Genomic DNA, 20,204 nt, shown 5'->3' with positions numbered 1-20,204 from the left:
GTTTATACAAATAATAAGCTCTAACATCTGTTAGTTCTCAATTGTTTTTGTAATAATGCGGCATGTATAAGAATGCTTGATTCAGAGGAATGCATATCTATGGCGGAAACAGAAAATCGCCCAACTAACTTTATTCGAAATATCATTGATGCTGATTTAGCAAATGGCAAGCATCAATCTACTCATACACGTTTTCCACCAGAGCCAAATGGTTTTCTCCATATTGGTCATGCGAAATCTATTTGTTTAAACTTCGGCATTGCTCAAGATTACCAAGGTTTATGTAACTTACGTTTTGATGACACAAACCCAGAAAAAGAAGACATCAACTACGTTAAGTCTATTCAAGAAGATGTATCATGGTTAGGTTTTAACTGGGATGGTGAAATTTGCTATTCATCTAATTACTTCGACAAGCTTCACGGCTACGCAGTTGAACTTATCGAAAAAGGTTTAGCATATGTATGTTTCTTATCGCCTGATGAAGCGCGTGAATATCGCGGCACATTAACAGAGCCTGGGAAAAATAGTCCTTACAGAGACACATCAGTTGAAGAAAACTTAGCTTTATTTGAAAAAATGCGTAATGGTGAGTTCAAAGAGGGCGAATGTGTTCTTAGGGCTAAGATTGATATGGCTAGTTCATTCATGGTACTACGCGATCCTATTATCTACCGTATCCGCTTTGCACATCACCACCAAACAGGTGATAAGTGGTGCATTTACCCTATGTATGACTTCACTCATTGTATTTCTGATGCGTTAGAAGGTATTACACATTCACTATGTACGCTTGAGTTCCAAGATAATCGCCGTCTTTATGACTGGGTTTTAGATAACATCTCTCTAGAGTGTCATCCACAACAGATCGAATTTTCTCGCTTAAACCTTGAATACACGGTTATGTCAAAGCGTAAGCTAAATGATTTAGTTGTTGAGAATCATGTTGATGGTTGGGACGACCCGCGTATGCCTACTATCGCAGGTCTTCGTCGTCGTGGTTACACACCAGCTTCAATTCGTGAGTTCTGTAAGCGTATCGGTATCACTAAGCAAGATAACATGGTTGAAATGGGCATGTTAGAAGCCTGTATTCGTGATGACCTAAACAATAATGCACCACGTGCGATGGCAGTTATCGACCCTGTACGTATTGTGATAGAAAATTTCGAAGACGGTAAAGTTGAGCAATTAGTTGCACCAAACCATCCTTCAGAAGAATCTATGGGCACCCGTGAATTACCATTTACGAAAGAGTTATTCATTGAGCGTGAAGATTTCCGCGTTGAAGCGAATAAGAAGTTCAAACGTCTAGTGCTTGGCAAAGAAGTACGTTTACGTAATGCTTATGTTATAAAAGCTGAACGTATTGAAGAAGATGCTGAGGGTAATATCACAACTATCTTCTGTAGTTACGACCCTGATACACTTGGCAAAAACCCAGCTGATGGCCGTAAAGTTAAAGGTGTTATTCACTGGGTATCGGCAACACACTGTGTAGAAGCTGAAGTGCGTCAGTATGACAGATTGTTCAATGTACCAAATCCAGCAGCAGCTGAGTCGTTTGTTGAAACGCTTAACCCTGACTCACTCACTGTGATTAAGTCGGCTAAACTTGAGCCGTCTTTAGCTCAAGCAGCCGTTGAACAAGGCTTCCAATTTGAGCGTTTAGGGTATTATTGCCGCGACAATAAAGAAGAAGGTCTTGTATTCAACCAAACGGTTGGTTTAAGAGATTCTTGGGCTAAAATAGAACAAGCTTAATCTTCAATATAAAAGGCCGATTTATCGGCCTTTTTTGATCAAAATAACAATAATTATGACTGCCAAATCAATCAATAATTTCTATATCAACGAACAGCAATCTATTTATCTGCTCTCTCATCATGACGCAAAAAAGCATAGGCAGTGGCTAAATATATGTAAGAAGCAATTGCAGTTGCTGGGATATAGCAATGTTGAAGAAATTGGTTCTGGTGCGTTTGGGTTTGTTTTTGCTGGTATTGGTGAAGACGGGCAAGAGTGGGTGTTTAAGTTCTCTCGAATTACTCTTGCTCAAAGTATCAGAGATAGGCTTGAAGACGAAGCTTATATGTTGTCGCAAATTAATAACCCCATGGTGCCTAAGTTTTTTGCCTTTGAACGAGTAAAAAAACAAGGCATTTTGATGATGGCGCGAGCAAAAGGAGAAGATTTAGAAAAAATCTCACTTAAACGAGGCCGTTTCTCCGTTCAAGACATCATGAGCTTAGCGTTAAAACTCAGAAATGTGTTATTAGATCTTCGTCGTCATAAAAATGGCTTAAGTCCACAACCTATTGTCCACGGTGACATCAAACCCTCTAATATTGTTTGGGATGTTGATACAGACGAATTTTCTCTGGTTGATTGGGGGAGCTCTGTGTATGCGCAAATTGATGAATATGGTGAAGTCGTTGCCAGCAACATCATGGATTTAATGTCAGCAGATTTATCAAGTACCAATGCCCGAATGGGCGATGTGTATTTTATTGGTGATGAACAAATGTCAGGTATGCAGTCATCTCCTAGATTCGATGAACAAGGTGTTGCGTCAACACTCTATGCATTGGCTAGTGCACAATCATGCCGTTTTGGAGTGGGTGTTCTCCCCACTGCAAGCCTAGGGTTACCTCAGGAGTTTGCGACAGTCATAGACAATATGTTGTCAAAGGACAAAAAGTTAAGAGATGCGGCAGGAGACTACTTTATCCGCAATATGCCAAGTATGGCTAAAGTTTACTTGCCTGAACTAGATAACAAAACAGTCAAAGCGAACATTCCGTTTTGGGTCAATGAATTTGAATTTGAGCCTGACACTGTGGTGTATAGTTCTCGTAAAGAATTCTTACGAAGAGCCGACCATAATCAACAACTACTTGATGTTAACGATGCGCAACTAGATAGATATTATAAAGAATTTTTGTTTGATACTGGAGATACTGAAAAAGCCTTTTTAGCGTCGATAAGTCGTCTTGCAAAATTCCCTGTTGTTGGTGGGTTAAGTTTTCATTGGCGTGAAAAAAATCTACATATCGAATCTAGTCTAATTTTGCACGATGAATCATTACATAAAGCATTTACCGATTCTGTGAATGCAACGGTCAAGCTTGCACAAGGTATAACCCAAAAAGGCCTGTTCAAATGCTGCTTATTTGATGCAAGGCAGACAATTCAGTTAGAAAGAGACAGCACGGGTGCGTTTATTTTCGATGTATTACCTCAGTTACATTACTCGGTTGTTGATACCAGCAGCCAAGAAATTACCCGTCCACATAGTTATTTCGAAGATGGTAAAGATCCTGATGAGCAACTACAGCTACCAAAAAGTATTATTCAATGTGTTTTTGAACTGAATAAAATTCACCACACAGGGTGTATTATTTTTGAATCGGTAGAAAACCGCTTAAAGATCCACCATTATTACCGCCTGTTGGATGCGTCTAAAGAAGCACAATTTAAAGCACTTTTAGAAGAAATCATGCAGTACGCCTTATGTATAGACAACTTTGGTGTAGCGGGGTTTATGAAGTTACCTTACAAAAATACCCGTGAATTTGATTTATGCCAGAGCCAGCCTACAAACTTCTATCCAAGAAATCCTAAAGCACTAAATAATTCACTATAAGATATGACGAAAGGCGTATTGAAGATTAAAGCATATTGATCAAAGCTAAAGACTTGTTGAGCTTTGTGTTAAATAATATCTTTAAAAGATATACAGGGCTTATTTCAATCCCAGAGGTGCGCTATGGAAAAGCAACAACGACAAGATATTTTAACTTTAAGCTGGTCGATTCATGACCAAGTTGAAGAAGCTATCAGGATGCACCCTGCAAGTCGTGCAGATGATAATTGGCAAGAAAAGCAACGTTTGCTTATGGCCGATATGGCATTACATTTATTGCAAACTGCATTAAAGCCGGGTGAGTTGCAAAAAGAAAAGTTAGTAAATAATTTAAATGCAATTCTGACGTTGAGTGATGACTATATTGATAATGTAGATTTAAGAAAAGTGTCGGACTCTTTATATGAAACACATAAATAAACCTGTCTTCAGTGAGATAAATATCCGGCCTGATATCGCCGGATATTTATTGAGTCTATTCTTTATAGCTCTTCTGGGCGGTATGTTTTCATCATGATGTAAACATAAGCATTAATAAATGCAGTTTCTTGATATTTCTTAAGCCCAGTTTCTTCAAAGTCGATTGGTAAAGGGTTACGCTTCAATTGTTCTTTGATTTCAGTTGCAGATAAAATTTTAACATCCACATCTTTTATTAATTGAATGGCAGCTTCGATTTTAAAACCTGTCGCACTACCTGCAAACTTACCCTTTGGTGCACGTTGCTTTATAGCAACAGAGTCAATTTGGTAATCTTCTAATAATTTTGCAAAATCAAATTGAAATTTGCGCATATCTTCAGTGTCTTGGCCAACTTGACCAAGGGTAAAGCGTGTTTGTCGTACATCACGAATATCAAAAACGTCTTCTTCTTTTGTCAGCAAGCATAAAAGTACTTCACTGCCTGTGATTTCAACACCACATGTTCTCATAATCTTTCCAATATATTGAAACTAGTTAGTAATTATAACGGTGAGACGAATAAACCTAAAGCTTAAACTGATAAATCAATCATGATGGCCGCATGATCTGAATAACGAATATCTTCTCCGTCTCTTTGTGTAGTTAAGTGTCCATCAAAAGTAGCATAGTTTAATTTTTTAATTACACAGTTATCATGAACAGGATCGAAGTGTTGAGACAGTAAAATATAATCTAATACATTACCTTTACCACGATAAAAGTGTGTTGCTGGTTTCTGTTTTCCTTCCATAGCTTGTTGTGAAAGTGTGTAACTATCAATTAAGCCACTTTCTGACGGAATGTCTTTGAACGAATGATCATTAGCAATATTAAAAGGTAACAAGCTGGCATGTTCAAGGTTATGATTAAAGTCACCCAAAACAACAACAGGCATATTTTGATTATTGGTCATCACATCATGCATGATTATTGAGGCCTCTAAAGAGCGATCTTGACTGTTTCTAAGTAATGCAAAAGATTGTTCGTAGTAGTGACGAAGGTTTGGCTCTGCATTGATTTGCTCGAATAGGCTGCCATCAGTGATAAGACGCTGTGATTTTAAATGGACCACATAAAAACTGACAAAGCCTACATCTGGCAGGTTTATCTTGCACTTGATTGGTGTCCGATTAAAACCAAAAGGTGTTTGATGACCAAAGTAATCTAATAAGTCTTTATTTGGAAGCAGACAATTTAAAGATTCAATTGGATATTTAGAAGCGATTGCAACAACCGGTGAATACAGTACATCGGGTTTTAACGCTTCATGTTTTACAGCTGAAACGGCAGAGAAATAGGGAAGGCCTTGCTCTTTGCAAATCTCTTCTAGATCTTTAACTGAAAATACTTCTTGAAAGGCAATTACTGTTGGTGACATATGAGCCAACAATTCAGAAAAAAATAAAGTTTTAGATTGCCACTGGCTGTGTGTGTAGCCTTCGAATTCGGAATAAAAACGATAAGGCGGCGCTGCAAAATTAAGCAAGTTTAACGTAGCAATTTTTATAGATTTTTGTTCTGACATTTAAAATTTCATTTATTCATCAATTTGCAGGTTTAATTTTAGTCTTTCCCTTGAATTTAGTCACTGTGGAGGCCAAAATAAGCGTTCGCTTAAAATCCTTAGTTAACTTAGTCAATAAGTTCATCAATGCTTATTCGTAAAAGCGTTGTAAAAGGTACTCACTTTTTAAATTTTAATACACGTGATACTTGGTAGGTGTCACCACTGTAAATAGGAATTATCATGCCTGTAATTACGCTTCCTGACGGCAGTCAGCGTGCTTTCGAAAACCCAGTAACAACATTAGAAGTAGCTCAAGATATCGGTCCTGGTCTTGCAAAGGCAACCATCGCTGGCCGAGTGAATGGTGAAAGAGTTGATGCATGTGATTTAATCACTGAAGATTCAAACTTACAAATCATCACAGCAAAAGATGAAGACGGCTTAGAAATTATCCGTCACTCATGCGCGCACTTAATTGGTCATGCAATTAAACAGCTTTTCCCTGATGTAAAAATGGCGATTGGTCCAACCATCGATAATGGTTTTTACTACGATATCGATTTAGATCGTTCGTTAACACAAGAAGATCTAGATGCAATTGAAAAGCGCATGCTTGAGCTTGCTAAAACGAATTATGACGTTGTTAAGAAAACAGTCACTTGGCAAGAAGCAAGAGACACCTTTGAAGCACGTGGTGAAACTTACAAAATTGAAATCCTAGACGAAAATATTTCGAAGGATGACAAACCAGGTCTTTATCATCACGAAGAATACGTAGATATGTGTCGCGGTCCTCACGTACCAAACATGAAGTTCTGCCAACACTTCAAGATCATGAAAGTAGCTGGCGCGTATTGGCGTGGTAACTCAGACAACAAGATGCTACAGCGTATTTACGGTACAGCTTGGGCTGATAAGAAACAGCTTAAAGCTTACTTAAAGCGTCTTGAAGAAGCTGAAAAGCGTGACCACCGTAAAATTGGTAAAGCGTTAGACCTATGGCACTGGCAAGAAGAAGCGCCTGGTATGGTATTTTGGCACAATGATGGTTGGACAGTTTATAAGACTGTAGAAGACTATATGCGTGATCAATTGGTTAAATTTGGTTACGAAGAAGTGCGAGCACCTTTAATACTTGATGTAAGTATGTGGGAAAAATCTGGTCACTGGGACAAATACGGAGATATGATTTTCTCAACTGAATCAGAAAAACGTACTTACGCAGTAAAACCAATGAACTGTCCAGGTCACTTACAAATCTTTAATCAAGGTCTTAAATCTTATCGTGATCTTCCATATAGAATGGCTGAGTTTGGTTTAGTTCACCGAAATGAACCATCAGGTTCATTGCATGGTTTGATGCGTGTTCGTTCGTTTACACAGGATGATGCACACGTATTCTGTACTGAAGAACAAATTCTGCAAGAAGTGTCAGCTTGTATCGAAATGGTATTTGACACATACAAGACATTTGGTTTCGACGAGATTGATATCAAACTTTCAACAAGACCTGAACAACGTGTAGGTTCTGACGAAATTTGGGATAAAGCTGAAAAAGCACTTGAAGAAGCACTTGAAGCTAATAATCTTAAATTCGAACTTCAACCTGGTGAAGGCGCATTCTACGGTCCAAAGATTGAGTTTACTCTTCATGACTGCTTAGGTCGTGCGTGGCAATGTGGTACAATTCAGCTTGATTTCTCTATGCCGGGACGTCTTGGTGCAACCTATGTTGGCGAAGATGGCGAAAGAAAAACACCAGTCATGATCCACCGTGCAATTTTAGGTTCATTAGAACGCTTCATCGGCATTCTAACAGAAGAATATGCGGGTCTTTTCCCAACTTGGTTAGCACCAAAGCAAGTGGTGATCATGAATATCACCGATAAACAAGCTGATTATGTACAAGAAATTGTGCAAAAATTAAATAAACTTGGAATTAGAGCCTGTGCTGACTTGAGAAATGAGAAGATTGGCTTTAAAATTCGCGAGCATACTTTAAAACGTATCCCGTACTTGCTTGTTGTTGGTGACAAAGAAGTTGAACAGCAAGAAGTTGCGGTTAGAACACGCAAAGGTGAAGATCTTGGCAAGTTCTCGGTTGATGACTTTATCGCAAAGGTAAGCGAAGAGATTAAAGACCGTAAATAAAATTATGGCGTGTGGCTAACAAAAATATATTAAGCTACACGCTTTATCTTTTGATTTTTTGGAGGATCGTACCATTAGAGGCGGCAAAAAAGGGCAACCAACAGCTCAAAAACAACATCGTATTAACGAAGAAATCACAGCGAGAGAAGTTCGCTTAACAGGCGTTGAAGGCCAGGAACCAAGCATTGTTTCGTTAAGAGAAGCTCAAGCTATTGCTGATGAACTAGGTGTAGATTTAGTAGAAATTAGTCCAAATGCTGAACCGCCTGTTTGTAAGGTGATGGATTACGGTAAGTTCCTTTTCGAAAAAGCAAAAGTACAAAAAGAACAAAAGAAAAAGCAGAAGCAGATCCAAATTAAAGAGATCAAGTTCCGTCCAGGTACTGATTCTGGTGACTACAACGTTAAACTACGCAACCTAAGAAAATTCTTAGAGGGTGGAGACAAAGCAAAAGTTACTATTCGCTTCCGCGGCCGTGAAATGGCTCACCAAGACATTGGTCTAGATTTATTAAATCGTGTTAAAGCTGATTTGGAAGACATCGCAACAGTAGAATCTTTCCCAAATCGTGTAGAAGGTCGCCAAATGATTATGATGTTGGCACCTATTGCTAAGAAAGCATAAACACGGCATAATACGCTCCGATTTTGGACTAGGTCACAAATGCTTCGGCTACCTAGTTCAACTGGTCTGTAAAAAGTAGATTAACTTCTCACCAGAATTTAGGTTGTAATAAGGCTCTACAAGTGGTTTATCCCGCCTTGTTACATTGATTAGCGCAATACATTTGGAGTTATTGCAATGGCTTACAAGCTAAAAACACACAGAGGCGCAGCTAAGCGTTTCAAAAAGACTGCTTCAGGCGGTTATAAGCGTAAACAATCGCATCTTCGTCACATTCTGACTAAGAAGTCTTCAAAGCGTAAACTACACCTTCGTGCTAAGTCTATGGTTCATAAGAATGACCTAGGCCTAATCGATCGTATGTTACCATTCGCTTAATAGAGGATATCAGAAATGGCAAGAGTTAAACGCGGTGTTATCGCACGTGCACGTCACAAAAAAGTATTAAAGCAAGCTAAAGGTTACTACGGAGCACGTTCACGTGTTTACCGCGTAGCGTTCCAAGCTGTAACTAAAGCAGGTCAATACGCTTACCGTGACCGTCGTGCTAAGAAACGTACTTTCCGTCAACTATGGATTGCACGTATCAACGCAGCTTCACGTCAGAATGGTCTTTCTTACAGCCGTTTCATCAATGGCCTTAAAAAGTCATCTGTTGAAATCGATCGTAAGATCCTAGCTGATATCGCAGTATACGACCAAGTAGCTTTCGCAGCATTAGTTGCTAAAGCAAAAGAAGGTCTAGCTGCTTAATAAGTCTTGAACTTATTGATTTGAAAGGAGCCAATGGCTCCTTTTTTAGTTTTAACGATTCTTAATTAAAATCTTATCAAGTAATCTAGTACTTAATATTCTTCGCATCACGCCCATGAAATAGGTTGGGAATGTCACGAAGTAACGCGGTTTAGGTTTTTCTGCATTTATTGCATGCAATAGCTTTTTAAATACAGCTTCAGGACCCAAAGTAAATTTTTGTGGTGCAGTCTGGCTTTCTAATCTATTTAGCTGTGCTCTATAGTTATCGCTATGCGCGCTTTGTTCAATATTGATATTTTCAATAAATGCCTGTTTTGCATTTTCTCTAAACTTAGAGGCGATTGGTCCAGGTTCAATTAAGCAAATGTGGATATTAGTATCTGCTAACTCCATTCTCAATGTATCTGTTAGCCCCTCTAAAGCGAACTTACTGGCATTGTAGGCACCTCGATAAGGTAGGGAAACGAAACCTAATACTGAAGAATTGTGAACAATTCGACCGTGACCACTTGAACGCATATGTTTAATTGCCAAATTGGTAAGGTGGTGCCAAGCGAAGAAGTTGACTTCAAACTGCGCACGAAGCGTATCTGTTGCTAAATCTTCTACTGCGCCGGGTTGTCCATAAGCACCATTGTTAAACAACACATCTAACTTCCCACCACACATATCAAGTGCTGTTTTAAAGCCTTGCTCTATACTAGTCTGGTCCGCTAGATCCAATTTTATACAGGTTAAACCTTCTTCAGAGAGTCGCAGAACATCTTCACTTTTACGGCAACTGGCTATGACTTTATAACCTAATCTATGTAGTTCTTTTGCGCAGTAATATCCAATTCCGGTAGAGCATCCCGTGATCAAAATTGATTTCATATTGTTATTTCGCTGTATTAAGGTAGATAAAAAATGCTAATTATGTCGTTTGCTGCATTTTTTTGTTGAATCACCGCACATTCTAAATTGGTTTGTAAAAGATTGATATAATTCGGCTAACTTATAGATTATTAATGAGTCTTTTACATGTTTGCAAACCTTATAATGTTATCCACTGTGTTAAGTATGAATGGTCATTTACCGCCATTAATGCCTTGGCAAGGGAAAAGTTTGCAACTAATGCAAAGTTCAGGTCCTTTAACAACAGACTTTGAATTAAGTGGTGGTGAAGCATCGCCAACTTATGAAGACACTATGAAATTCGTAGACAGATTGATTGCAGCAAATCCAACCCAATTCAGCAGTTTAATAATTGGTGAAAGCTTCGGTGGGCGTGCGATCAAAATGATTGTTGCCAGTGAAAATGGTCAATTTTCTGCAAATATGATCAAAAGTAATGGTAAGCCGACAATCTTAATTCAAGCTGGTATTCATTCAGGTGAAATTGATGGAAAAGATGCTGGTTTTATGTTGTTACGAGATATCGCTACGGGCAAAAGAAGGGATCTGCTAACTAAAGTAAACATACTCTTTATACCAATCTTAAATGTTGATGGCCATGAGCGCCGAAGCGAGTTTAATCGCATTAACCAGCGTGGCCCAATTGAGATGGGTTTCAGAACGAATGGAAACAACCTAAATCTTAATCGTGATTACACAAAGTTAGATACGCCAGAAGTAAAGGGTGTATTAAATGTAATTAATGAATTTGAACCTGATTTGTATGTAGATGTTCATGTGACTGACGGTGCTGATTACCAATACGATGTCACTTATGGTTACACACCTGCTTTCGCAAGTGAATCGCCACAAATAGCAACAGTCTTAGCTGAAAAGTTTCAACCGCATATTGATAAGGTGTTAGCTGATTCAGAGCACATTCCAGGGCCACTGGTGTTTGTAATGGATAAAAGAGAATTTAAAAGCGGTTTAGCTGGTTGGATAGCGGGCCCAAGGTTTTCTAATGGTTGGGGAGACTTGGCTAATGTACCAACAATTTTAGTTGAAAATCATTCGCTCAAACCTTACAAGCAACGTGTTCTTGGCACTTATGTTTTTTTGGATGGCGCAATAGATGCTCTGTCGATCCATGGTAAAGCCCTTGAGAGCGCAGTAAAAAATGAGCATAAAACACCAAAACGTTTAGTGCTTAATAGAAAATATGCAACTGAACCGGATTTTATCAACTTCAAAGGGATTAAATATAAGAGGTTTAACAGTGCTTTGTCAGGTCAACAAGAGGTTAAGTATCTTGGAGAGCCAGAATACTACGAAAAGCTTCCAATCTTTTGGAAAAAAGAAGTGGTTTCCGAAGTAGATGTTCCTGATGCATTTTACATTCCTCAGTCTTATAGCTTTATTACAGATAAATTATCAATACATGGCATCAATGTAGAGAAAGTCACTTCAACAGAGTTGGTTTCTGATTTAAACCTCGCAACAGTAAAGAATTACTCTTTCGATAAAACACCTTTTGAAGGTCGTTTTAGAGTAACAGCCGAGTTCGGTTATGATGTTATTGAAGCAAAAGATTTAAGAGGGTGGTACAAAGTATCGACTCATCAAGCAAGAGGAAAGCTGGCAACCCATTTATTGCACCCTGAAGCCCCTGATTCTTTCTTTTCTTGGGGGAGCTTTCATACAATATTCCAAAGAACAGAATATGTTGAAAATTATGCATTAGTACCTTATGCCCGTTCAATGTTAAAAGATAACCCTAAACTTGCGTTAGAATTCGATAAGAAGCTAAGAGAAGATAAAAACTTTGAATCCGATCCTAAAGCGCGTTTAAATTGGTTGTATTCAAAAACGCCATATTATGATCAAGGCTATTTAAAATACCCAATATTGATGCAATATAAACCAAAGCAACAAGAAGTAGAGAAGTAATCAGTGAAAGTCGTTACCAAGCCTGTCACTGCATTTATGCAAAATACGCGTTTTATTACTTGTGAACAAACCGGTGATACTGCTGTGTTAGATCCGGGTGGTGAAGCGGAAATATTATTAGATCACATTGCTAATAATAACTTACAAGTGAAATGTATTTTGCTTACACATGGTCATTTAGATCATGTTGGTGCATGTGTAGAAATCGCTAAGAAACTTGATATTCAAATTATTGGGCCAACTGAAGAGGAACGTTTTTGGTTTGAGGCCTTGCCAATGCAATCGCAAATGTTTGGTTTTGAACCTCATGAAGTCTTTTATCCTGACCGTTGGCTCAAACATGGAGATGTTTTCGAATTAGGCCATCTAAAATTTGAAGTTAGGCATTGTCCCGGGCACACGCCTGGGCATGTTGTTTTTTATGAAGCCAATAAACGAGTCGTATTTGTTGGGGATGTGCTTTTTAAAGGCTCAGTAGGAAGAACTGACTTTCCTAAGGGAAATAGTGAGCAGTTAAAAACGTCAATCGAAACTCAATTATTTACCTTACCAGATGAAGTTCAAGTTTATTCTGGACATGGGTCAAATACTTCTATCGGTTACGAGAAGGTACATAACCCATTTATGAGTGGCCGATTTGGCTAAAAAGCACTAACATTTAATCTAATAAAGAGAATTAATTTCTCACAAATTTAAGAGAACGTATTGAATATGTCTTTAAATCAAGTTGACAGACAAATATTGGCTTTAATCCAACAGGATGCAAGTTTATCTACAGCAGAAATTGCTGACAAAGTGGGGCTTTCTCAATCACCTTGTTGGCGTAGAATTGCAAAGTTAGAACAAGATGGTTACATCAAAGGAAAAGTTGCTTTATTAGATGATAAAAAGCTTGGCTTTGATATGTTGGTTTATGCCAATGTACGTTTATCAAATCATGGACGAAATAATTTAGCTGAATTTGAAGAACTTATCCTAAGTTATGACGAAGTAACTGAATGTTACACCATGGCTGGAACAATGGATTTTATGTTGCGGATCATTTCAAAAGGCATAGACGGCTACGAGCGATTTGTACGCGACAATTTGCTTAACTTAGAATATGTACAAGAAGTTCATTCAAATGTGACTATGACGTGTGTTAAGAGAACTACAGCTTTACCCCTTTAAAAACTTTGTCACGTTTTTCGACTACACTGGTCTGATGTAGTCAATTTGTTAAAAGCGCTGGATTTCGCTATAATCCAGCGCTTTTCTGTTCATAATTATTAAAAATACACATCTAACACATCGAGGAAATGAATGTTTAATCTGATAGGCAAAGCACCAAGCTCTGCTAAAAACGATATCCTTTCCGGTTTAACCGTTGCATTGGCATTGGTACCTGAAGCTGTGGCATTCGCATTTGTTGCGCATGTTGATCCCTTAGTTGGCCTTTATGCGGCCTTTATCGTCGGCTTAATTACGTCTATTTTTGGCGGCCGACCTGGCATGATCTCAGGTGCAACGGGTGCATTAGCTGTTGTAATGGTAAGCTTGGTTATTGAACATGGAGTCGAATACTTATTTGCAACCGTTCTGCTCATGGGCGTTCTACAAATTTTGGCAGGTATATTTAAGCTCGGTAAATTTATTCGAATGGTACCTCACCCAGTTATGTTGGGTTTTGTAAATGGCTTGGCAATTGTAATTTTCCTAGCTCAATTAGGGCAATTCAAAGTTATGGACGGTGAAGGGCAGTTACAATGGATGCAAGGCTCACAATTGTATGTTATGGCCGGTCTTGTTGCTTTAACAATGGCGATCATTCATTTTTTACCAAAGCTTACTACTGCTATCCCATCTTCACTCGCCGCTATATTAGTTGTTACAGGCCTTGTTATTGGTTTAGACCTAGAATCTCGTACTGTACTTGATTACTTAAAAGATATGTCGGGCGATCTGAATGCCACAATTGCTGGCGGGTTCCCTGAGTTCCATATTCCTGCTGTACCGTTTAACTTTGAAACATTTAAGATTATTTTCCCTTACGCCTTGGTGTTAGCTGCTATTGGCTTAATTGAATCATTGTTAACACTAACATTAATTGATGAAATCACAGAAACACGTGGCAATTCTAATAAAGAATGTATAGGTCAAGGCGCTGCTAATGTAACTTGTGGTGTGTTTGGTGCAATGGGTGGCTGTGCAATGATTGGTCAATCAATGATAAATATTAATTCTGGTGGGCGAAGTCGTTTATCAGGGATTACAGCGGCTATACTGTTACTTTGCTTTATTCTATTCGCTGCAAGCCTTATTGAAATGATCCCATTAGCAGCGTTAGTCGGTGTAATGTTTATGGTTGTTTTAGGTACTTTTGAATGGTCTAGCTTTAGATTAATGAAGCGAATTCCAAAGACAGATGCTTTTGTGATAGTGCTTGTGTCTGGTGTTACCGTTATTACGGACCTTGCGGTTGCTGTTTGTGTTGGTGTGATTGTCTCTGCACTCGTATTTGCTTGGGAGCATGCAAAACACATTTACACCAATAATTATATTGATGAAGAGGGTTCGAAGGTATACGAACTTCATGGCCCGTTATTCTTTGGTTCGGTTAAAAACTTTGCTGAGCTGTTTGACATTAATAACGATCCAAATGATGTAATTATTGAATTTAAATATAGTCGTGTTGCAGACCACAGTGCAATCGAAGCAATTGATAGTCTTGCTGAGCGATACAAAAAAGCGGGTAAGACAGTACATTTGCGTCATTTAAGCCCTGACTGTATTCAATTACTTAATAAGGCAAAAGATTTAGTTGAAGTTAATGTTATCGAAGACCCAAATTATAAGGTTGCTTCGGACAAACTTGCATAAAAATCTAAAGTTAATAGATAAAGGGGCACTTTTTTGTGCCCCTTTTCTTTGCGGTAAGCAGATGAAAATCTGAGATTGGTAGCAGTGCGATGTTTAGATGCATTACGTATAATTTGGACATTAAATAGGAGTTATATAATCCGTTGAAATGGCAAGCTTTAGTCGATAACCGACAACGATTCTTTTGGGTACTTCAAATTGCAGGCTGGATTGGCTATGCATTAGTAAACTATATTGGCTCAAAAGTTTTCGAAATGAGAGATATTTATGTATTCGTCATTGTATTAAATGCCTATGCAGGTTGTTTAATGACAGTACCGCTACGTTATCTCTATAGAAAAATATGGAACTCTAAACCATGGGTTCTTATTGTTGTTGTTTTCAGTGCGTCGTATGTAACTGGCACACTTTGGTCTGTGATACAAAAATTTAACCTTTGGGAAATTTATCGTCATGGATATAGACCCACAGAGTGGTTTTATTATTTTCAACAAGGCTTAGATTCTGTTTACATCATTCTATGTTGGAGTGGTTTATACTTCGGTATTAAGTATTATCAGTTACTTCAGAGTGAACGCCAAAAAGCGTTAAAAGCGAATACTATGGCACATGAAGCTCAGCTTAAAATGCTTAGGTATCAACTCAACCCTCATTTCTTGTTTAATACACTAAATGCAATATCCACTTTGATTCTCGTTGAAGAGAACAAAGATGCAAATCAGATGGTCTCAAGGTTGAGCGACTTTCTTCGGTACACATTGAACACTGATCCTATCAAAAAAGTACCACTTGAACAGGAAATACATGCACTAAACTTATATCTTGAAATCGAGAAAGTACGTTTTGATGAACGATTATCAATAGATGTTAGCATGTCAGAAGAAGCAAAACAGGCTTTAGTCCCAAGTTTGTTATTGCAACCGTTAATTGAAAACTCAATCAAATATGCCATCGCCCACATGACGGAAGGTGGTAAGTTAGAGATTAAAGCGCAAGTCTTTGCCAACGAGTTATTATTAGAGGTAGGGGATAATGGCCCCGGAGCCGATATAAAAAATGGAAAGTTGTTGAACGCGTCAGGAGTGGGTATTGCGAATACCCAAGATAGATTAAAAACCTTATACGAAAATAATTACTCGTTTGCTCTATCACACAACACACCAAACGGGCTAAAAGTAAATATTCGCGTTCCTTATGAGAAGGCAGAAAGTAATGACTAGAATTAAAACATTAATCGTTGATGATGAACCATTAGCAAGAAAAGGTCTTGCTGTCAGACTAAAGGAATTTGAACAATTAGAAGTAGTTGATTTATGCCCAACAGGCGAAAAAGCCATTCAAGCCTGTAATGAAAATGACATCGACCTGCTATTTCTTGATATTCAAATGCCTGGCATGAATGGTTTTGAGGTTGCAAAAACGCTCAGTGAAAAGCCGGGTCCAATGCCTGCTGTTGTGTTTGTAACTGCATTCGATCAATATGCAGTGCAAGCATTTGAGATCCATGCCCTCGATTATATTTTAAAACCCGTTGATGACAACCGATTAGAACAGGCGGTGGATAAAGTGCAAAGCTATTTAAAAACACAACAAGATAACGCCCATAAAAAGAAACTCGCAAGTTTTGTTGCAGGAATAACAGGCAATAATTGTGAAGAAATTCTAAAGAAACTAGCTACTGGTGATGCTTTAGAAGACAAGAAATACCCAGAATCTCTAGCTGTAAAAGAGCAGGGCGAAATAATCCGTGTAACAACTTCTTCAATTCAATGGGTTGACGCTGCAGGCGATTACATGTGCCTTCATTGTAATGATGGAAAAACTCACATTCTACGTAAAACAATGAAAGAGCTTGAGCAAGAGCTTGATCCTGCGTTATTTGTACGTGTTCATCGATCAGCTATTGTGAATACTAAACAGATCAGTAAATTAGTCACACAAACAAGTGGTGAGTATTTGTTAGTTCTCGACAATGGACAAGAGCTAAAAGTAAGTCGTAGTTATAGAGATAAAGTAAAAGCTGCGCTAGCGAGTTAACTTCTTTCTTTGCACTAGTAAACAAAAGAGCAGCTAATTGGCTGCTCTTTTATGTATGTATAACTCATGATTGATTAATTAAACAGTAATAATCTTCATTGTGTTAGTTGCACCCACAGTTTCCATTTTATCACCATGCGTCAAAATTACAGTATCTCCCTTAACAAGAGAACCACGCTCTACAAGCGTATCAAGTGCATCTTTGATCATGCATTCTTGATCATGTTTCGTTGAGTCAAAGTAAACAGGGTATACACCGCGATACAAGGCTGTTTGGCCAAGAGTTGACGCATGACGAGACAAAGAGTAAATAGGATGTCCAGAGCTAATGCGTGACATAAGTTTAGCTGTTTTGCCAGACTCTGTGAGTGTAACAATTGCTTTTACGCTGTCTAAATGGTTAGCTGCATACATCGCGGATAATGCAAGCGTCTCTGACGTGTCTGAGAACATGCTGTCTAAACGGTGCTTTGACACATTTGCTTCAGGTTGCGATTCTGCACCTAAACAAACACGTGCCATAGTCGCGACAGTTTCTTCAGGATAATCACCAGCAGCGGTTTCAGCTGAAAGCATGACTGCATCTGTTCCATCTAATACCGCGTTAGCCACGTCCATAACTTCTGCACGTGTTGGCATTGGGTTATCAATCATTGATTCCATCATCTGAGTTGCTGTAACAACAGTACGGTTAAGTGAACGAGCACGGCTGATAATTAATTTTTGCTTACCAACTAAAGCAGCATCACCAATTTCAACTCCTAAATCGCCACGTGCAACCATTACAGCATCAGATGCTAAAACGATATCATCAATAGCTTCAACAGTTTCTACGGCTTCCGCACGCTCGATTTTTGCTAGAAGTTGAGCGTTAGAACCCGCTTTTTCAGCAAGTGAACGCACATAACGCATATCGTCGCCACTGCGCGGGAAAGAAACAGCAATATAATCAACACCAATTTCAGCTGCAGTGATAAGGTCTTCTTCATCTTTAGGCGTAAATGCCGGTGCGGTTAAACCACCACCCAAACGGTTGATCCCTTTGTTGTTAGAAAGAATACCACCGACTTTAACTGTAGTATGAACAAGCGCGCCATCTACAGAATCAACAACAAGCTGAATTAAACCATCATTAAGTAAAAGTAAGTCACCTTGTTTTACGTCTTGAGGAAGCTCTTTATAATCGATACCCACAGCGGAAACTGTACCTTCACCTTTTGCCATCTCAGCATCAAGAATGAATTTAGCGCCAACTTCAAGATTAACTTTACCATCTTTAAAAGTTGAAACACGGATCTTAGGACCTTGTAAATCAGCAAGGATAGCGACGTGTTTATTAAGTTTAGCTGCAATATCTCTCACAGCTTGTGCTCTATCTTTATGATCTTGAGCAACACCATGAGAAAAATTTAGGCGAACTACGTTTGCACCCGCTTTTATGATTTTTTCTAAGTTATTATCGCGGTCAGTTGCAGGTCCAAGGGTTGCTACAATTTTTGTGCGTCTAAGCATCAGGTTCTCCTGTAGGCCTATTTAGATAGGTAGATATGAATATATGCGAATTCAATAAAGCAAATTTAAGCTTATTTAGCTCAAATTTTGATTAAATACACATTAGATGTTGAAAGAATTTGCATTAACTCTTTTTAACACCGTAATTAAGTTATATGATCTATATGACATCATTATGACACCGGTGTCAGTGTGCGTCAATCACAAGATTTTTGGTGTCTTTATACACAAACGAATAAAAAGAGACCTAAAACGAATGGTATCTATCCGTTTTGCTTTTTGAAACTCTTAAACCCCATATAAAGATTTGTTTGTGTATAAAAAGAATTTAAACAGTAGTAATTGGTATCTTAGAACGCTAAGACATATAATAGGCTACTGAAGTATTGCTCAAATTAGTTGTTACCGAGGAGGAACTTAATGCAAGTTGCATTAGTTGGTTTAGGTGTGATGGGTAAAAACCTTGCACTAAATCTCATTGAACAGGGTTTAACGTTAGTTGCCTACGATAGAAACCCGGACGCAGGTGCTGAGCTTTTAAGCTGTGCTCAGTCACTTGGCTTAGCTGAGCGCTTGCACATTGTTTCTGACCTTGGTGATATGATCCGCCGCTTAGAAACCCCTCGTTCAATTTTACTACTTGTTCCGGCTGGAGAGTTAGTAGATAGAGTGTGTTCTGATCTAGTTGAGGCGGGTGTCGATAAAGACGATATCATTATTGATTGCGGTAATAGCAATTACAAAGATGGTATTGCACGTAAACTTAAATATCAAAATAAGTTCGAATTTGCGACTATGGGTATTTCAGGCGGTGCAGAAGGTGCTCGTCACGGTCCTGCTATGATGGCAAGTGGTTCTGAGGGTGGCTGGGAGCGTATTATTCCATGGTTCGAAAAAGTAGCTGCTAGCTATAACGGTGAATCTTGCTTTGCTCGAGTTGGTCAGTCTGCATCGGGTCACTTTGTAAAAATGGTCCACAATGGTATTGAGTATGCATTGATGCAATTAATTGCTGAAATGTACCAACTCCTTCGCCATGGTACTGGTAGAACACCGAAGGAAGTTGCTGAAGTATTCAAGACTTGGTCCGAAGGAAACTTAAACAGTTATTTACTATCAATTTCTAGTCATATTCTTGAACTTGAAACAGATAAAGAAGATTCTTTAGTTGATTTAATTGATAACAAAGTTGGAGCAAAAGGCACTGGTCTTTGGACTGCACAAAATGCATTAGAACTTGGTATTGCTGTTCCATCTCTGGTTGCCGCTGTTCAAGCGCGTCACTTAACCAATACAATCGATACACATGCTGCAAAAGAAATGACCTATGCTTCGCAGCAAACTGGCAAAATCGACATTGATTTAGATGAACTTAAATCGGCTTTCTATCTGGCTAGTCTTCTATGTTATCGTCAAGGGCTAGCGTTAATTAAAGGCGCTTCACGTGCACATCAATGGAAAGTAGACCTTGGTAAAACGCTTCAAACTTGGCGTGCAGGCTGTATCATCAGAGCAGATTATTTGGATGATATTGCTGAAGGTGTAGAATTTATTGATACATTAAAAGCTGAATCACTTGCACTTCGTAAGGTCACAGGTCTTGCTATCTCATCAGGTCTTGCATTCCCTGTATTGAGTTCAACGCAAACTTACATTGCAACTTTAAGTACGCCTAGTAATGGTCATTTAGTCCAAGCACAACGTGACTATTTCGGTGAGCATGGTATCAAAACGCATTCAGGAGAAACATGTCACCTTACTGATTTAGTTGAGATAGACGAAAAAGTCAGGTGATAAAATAGTTTTCATTTAAAAGGTCAGCACTG

General features: G+C 38.6%; 18 protein-coding genes. 14 read left to right on the top strand and 4 right to left on the bottom strand.

The window, feature by feature from the left end:
- The first annotated feature begins 99 nt into the window (after positions 1-99).
- The 3 genes from glnS (at position 100) to PP2015_RS08460 (ending at position 4,066) form a co-directional block, all read left to right on the top strand.
- A complete protein-coding gene (gene glnS / locus PP2015_RS08470; protein ID WP_058029857.1) occupies positions 100-1,764 on the top strand; it encodes a glutamine--tRNA ligase in 1,665 nt (554 codons plus the stop codon).
- Between the two features lie 55 nt (positions 1,765-1,819).
- Positions 1,820-3,646: a protein kinase domain-containing protein gene (locus PP2015_RS08465; protein WP_058029856.1), complete on the top strand. Its 1,827-nt coding sequence runs from the start codon at positions 1,820-1,822 to the stop codon at positions 3,644-3,646.
- A gap of 123 nt (positions 3,647-3,769) precedes the next feature.
- The gene (locus PP2015_RS08460) at positions 3,770-4,066 is read left to right on the top strand and encodes a hypothetical protein (RefSeq protein WP_058029855.1); all 297 of its coding nucleotides are present in this window, start codon (positions 3,770-3,772) and stop codon (positions 4,064-4,066) included.
- Between the two features lie 62 nt (positions 4,067-4,128).
- Here PP2015_RS08460 and PP2015_RS08455 read toward each other — a convergent pair whose 3' ends face one another.
- Positions 4,129-4,578 (bottom strand): DUF3010 family protein, encoded by a 450-nt coding sequence (locus tag PP2015_RS08455; RefSeq protein WP_058029854.1) that lies wholly within the window; start codon positions 4,576-4,578, stop codon positions 4,129-4,131.
- 62 nt (positions 4,579-4,640) lie between these two features.
- A complete protein-coding gene (locus PP2015_RS08450) occupies positions 4,641-5,633 on the bottom strand; it encodes an endonuclease/exonuclease/phosphatase family protein (RefSeq protein ID WP_058029853.1) in 993 nt (330 codons plus the stop codon).
- 222 nt (positions 5,634-5,855) lie between these two features.
- On the opposite strand from PP2015_RS08450, the gene thrS reads away from it, so the two are divergent.
- The 4 genes from thrS to rplT all read left to right on the top strand — a co-directional run bounded on the left by thrS (position 5,856) and on the right by rplT (position 9,144).
- Positions 5,856-7,766 carry a threonine--tRNA ligase gene (thrS, locus tag PP2015_RS08445; RefSeq protein WP_058029852.1) on the top strand — a complete coding sequence of 637 codons (1,911 nt, stop codon included), beginning with the start codon at positions 5,856-5,858 and terminating at the stop codon, positions 7,764-7,766.
- 58 nt (positions 7,767-7,824) lie between these two features.
- The gene (gene infC, locus PP2015_RS08440; RefSeq protein WP_083496549.1) at positions 7,825-8,391 is read left to right on the top strand and encodes a translation initiation factor IF-3; all 567 of its coding nucleotides are present in this window, start codon (positions 7,825-7,827) and stop codon (positions 8,389-8,391) included.
- Between the two features lie 177 nt (positions 8,392-8,568).
- Positions 8,569-8,769: a 50S ribosomal protein L35 gene (gene rpmI / locus PP2015_RS08435; RefSeq protein WP_023398350.1), complete on the top strand. Its 201-nt coding sequence runs from the start codon at positions 8,569-8,571 to the stop codon at positions 8,767-8,769.
- A 15-nt stretch (positions 8,770-8,784) separates the two neighbouring features.
- On the top strand, positions 8,785-9,144 hold the full coding sequence (gene rplT / locus PP2015_RS08430) for a 50S ribosomal protein L20 (protein WP_058029851.1): 360 nt from the start codon (positions 8,785-8,787) through the stop codon (positions 9,142-9,144).
- Between the two features lie 51 nt (positions 9,145-9,195).
- On the opposite strand, the gene PP2015_RS08425 is transcribed toward rplT, so the two are convergent.
- Positions 9,196-10,020: an SDR family oxidoreductase gene (locus PP2015_RS08425; protein ID WP_058029850.1), complete on the bottom strand. Its 825-nt coding sequence runs from the start codon at positions 10,018-10,020 to the stop codon at positions 9,196-9,198.
- Between the two features lie 147 nt (positions 10,021-10,167).
- On the opposite strand from PP2015_RS08425, the gene PP2015_RS08420 reads away from it, so the two are divergent.
- From PP2015_RS08420 to PP2015_RS08395, 6 genes are all read left to right on the top strand, one after another.
- On the top strand, positions 10,168-11,970 hold the full coding sequence (locus PP2015_RS08420; RefSeq protein ID WP_058029849.1) for a M14 family metallopeptidase: 1,803 nt from the start codon (positions 10,168-10,170) through the stop codon (positions 11,968-11,970).
- Positions 11,971-11,973: 3 nt separating this feature from the next.
- Positions 11,974-12,615: an MBL fold metallo-hydrolase gene (locus tag PP2015_RS08415; RefSeq protein ID WP_058029848.1), complete on the top strand. Its 642-nt coding sequence runs from the start codon at positions 11,974-11,976 to the stop codon at positions 12,613-12,615.
- Positions 12,616-12,681: 66 nt separating this feature from the next.
- Positions 12,682-13,140 (top strand): Lrp/AsnC family transcriptional regulator, encoded by a 459-nt coding sequence (locus PP2015_RS08410; RefSeq protein WP_058029847.1) that lies wholly within the window; start codon positions 12,682-12,684, stop codon positions 13,138-13,140.
- Positions 13,141-13,272: 132 nt separating this feature from the next.
- Entirely contained in the window at positions 13,273-14,829 is a 1,557-nt protein-coding gene (locus PP2015_RS08405) for a SulP family inorganic anion transporter (protein ID WP_058029846.1), read from the top strand.
- A 143-nt stretch (positions 14,830-14,972) separates the two neighbouring features.
- On the top strand, positions 14,973-16,049 hold the full coding sequence (locus PP2015_RS08400) for a sensor histidine kinase (protein ID WP_058029845.1): 1,077 nt from the start codon (positions 14,973-14,975) through the stop codon (positions 16,047-16,049).
- Entirely contained in the window at positions 16,042-16,866 is an 825-nt protein-coding gene (locus PP2015_RS08395) for a LytR/AlgR family response regulator transcription factor (RefSeq protein ID WP_058029844.1), read from the top strand. Before PP2015_RS08400 ends, PP2015_RS08395 begins: the two co-directional genes overlap by 8 nt.
- A gap of 78 nt (positions 16,867-16,944) precedes the next feature.
- On the opposite strand, the gene pyk is transcribed toward PP2015_RS08395, so the two are convergent.
- Positions 16,945-18,378, bottom strand: a complete 1,434-nt coding sequence (pyk, locus tag PP2015_RS08390; protein WP_058029843.1) for a pyruvate kinase — start codon at positions 18,376-18,378, stop codon at positions 16,945-16,947.
- A 420-nt stretch (positions 18,379-18,798) separates the two neighbouring features.
- Between pyk and gndA the strand changes: the two genes are divergently transcribed.
- The gene (gndA, locus tag PP2015_RS08385; RefSeq protein WP_058029842.1) at positions 18,799-20,172 is read left to right on the top strand and encodes an NADP-dependent phosphogluconate dehydrogenase; all 1,374 of its coding nucleotides are present in this window, start codon (positions 18,799-18,801) and stop codon (positions 20,170-20,172) included.
- Positions 20,173-20,204 lie beyond the last annotated feature (32 nt).

This window comes from Pseudoalteromonas phenolica (assembly GCF_001444405.1).
Lineage (GTDB): Bacteria > Pseudomonadota > Gammaproteobacteria > Enterobacterales > Alteromonadaceae > Pseudoalteromonas > Pseudoalteromonas phenolica.
This window is presented reverse-complemented; position numbering and strand designations above follow the sequence as displayed.